The following is a 1,790-nucleotide window of genomic DNA, read 5'->3' as shown; positions in this document are numbered from 1 at the left end:
GCCGGCACGTGACGCGGGGTGGTGTTGGCGCGGATGGTGTGTTTGATGCGGCCGACCAGTTCCTCGTCCAGGGTCAGGTCCTCGCGCAGCTTCACGAACAGCACCACGCGCACGTCGCTCGGGTTTTGCGGCGGCCAGTCCTGGCCGATCACCAGCGCCTCGACCACCTCGGGCAGCTTCTCGACCTGACGGTAGATCTCGGCGGTGCCGATGCGCACCCCGCCCGGGTTCAGGGTCGCGTCCGAGCGCCCGTAGATCACCAGCCCGCCGTGCGCGGTGATCTCGCAGAAGTCGCCGTGACACCACACGTTGGGGAAGCGATCGAAGTAGGCCGCGTGGTACTTGCTGCCATCGTCGTCGCCCCAGAAGCCGAGCGGCATCACCGGGAAGGGTTTCGAGCACACCAGCTCGCCCTTTTCGCCGCGCACCGGGCGGGCCTCGTCGTCCCACACGTCGACCGCCATCCCCAACCCGCGGCACTGGATCTCGCCGCGCCATACGGGCAGCACCGGCGAGCCGAGCACGAAGCAGGAGATGATGTCGGTGCCGCCCGAGATCGACGACAGCTGCAGGTCGGCCTTGATCTCGCGATAGACGTAGTCGAAGCCCTCGGCCACCAAGGGGCTGCCGGTGCTCATCATGGCACGCACGGTGGCCAGGCGGTGGCTCTCGCGCGGTTTCAGCCCGAACTTGGCGGCGGCGTCGATGAACTTGGCCGAGGTGCCGAAGTGGGTCATGCCTTCGGCGTCGGCGTAGTCGAACAGGATGCGGTTGTCGGATGCGAACGGCGAGCCGTCGTAGAGCAGCAGCGTGGCCCCGGCGGCCAGGCCCGATACCAGCCAGTTCCACATCATCCAGCCGCAGGTGGTGAAGTAGAACACCCGGTCGCCCGCCTTCACGTCGCTGTGCAGGCGGTGCTCCTTCAGGTGCTGCAGCAGTGCGCCGCCGGCGCCGTGCACGATGCACTTGGGCACGCCGGTGGTACCCGACGAGTACATGATGTAGAGCGGGTGGTCGAAGGGCAGCGCTTCGAACGCGATCTCGGTCGCGGCGTGGTGTGGGGCGACGAAGTCGGCATACATCCGCGCATGGGGGATGCCCGCCAGGTCGTGGGCCTGATGCACATAGGGCACCACCACCACGCGCGCGAGCGAGGGCAGCTGGCGTGCGATGTCGCCGAGCTTGTCCAGGCAGTCGATGGTCTTGCCGCCGTAGAAGTAGCCGTCGCAGGCGATCAGCACCTTGGGCGCGGTCTGACCGAAGCGGTCGAGCACGCCCTGCACGCCGAAGTCGGGCGAAGCGGAGGTGAAGATCGCGCCGATGCTCGCCGCGGCCAACATCGCGATCACGGTCTCGGGCATGTTGGGCATGAAGGCGGCGACGCGATCGCCCTGGCCCACACCCTGCTCGCGCAGCGCCGCGGCAAAGCGCGCTACCGCGCGATAAAACTCGCCGTGGCTGAGCCGGTTCTTGACCTTGTCCTCGCCCCAGAACACCAGCGCATCGTGGGCGTCGCGGCTGCGCAGCAGATTCTGCGCGAAGTTCATGCGCGCATCGGGAAACCACTTCGCCCCGGGCATGCGCTCGCCGTCGACCAGCACGCGCGCGCCGCGCTCGCCGATCACGCCGCCGTCTTCCCACACGCTGGTCCAGAACTGCGCCGGATTGGCCACCGACCAGTCGTCGAGCGCCGCATAGTCGGGCAGCGACACGCCCCAGCGGTGCTCGGCGTCGCGCCGGAAGGCGGTCACGTTGGCGGATTCGATGCGCGCCGCGGACGGGGTCCACAA

At 68.4% G+C, this 1,790-nt stretch carries 1 protein-coding gene; it reads right to left on the bottom strand.

The window, feature by feature from the left end; all coding sequences use genetic code 11:
• A partial coding sequence (locus AC3A35_RS27765; RefSeq protein ID WP_487439787.1) for an acetoacetate--CoA ligase occupies window positions 1-1,790 on the bottom strand: 1,790 nt, incomplete at both ends.

It is taken from the genome of Azoarcus sp. Soil_N_20, assembly GCF_057656155.1.
This window is presented reverse-complemented; position numbering and strand designations above follow the sequence as displayed.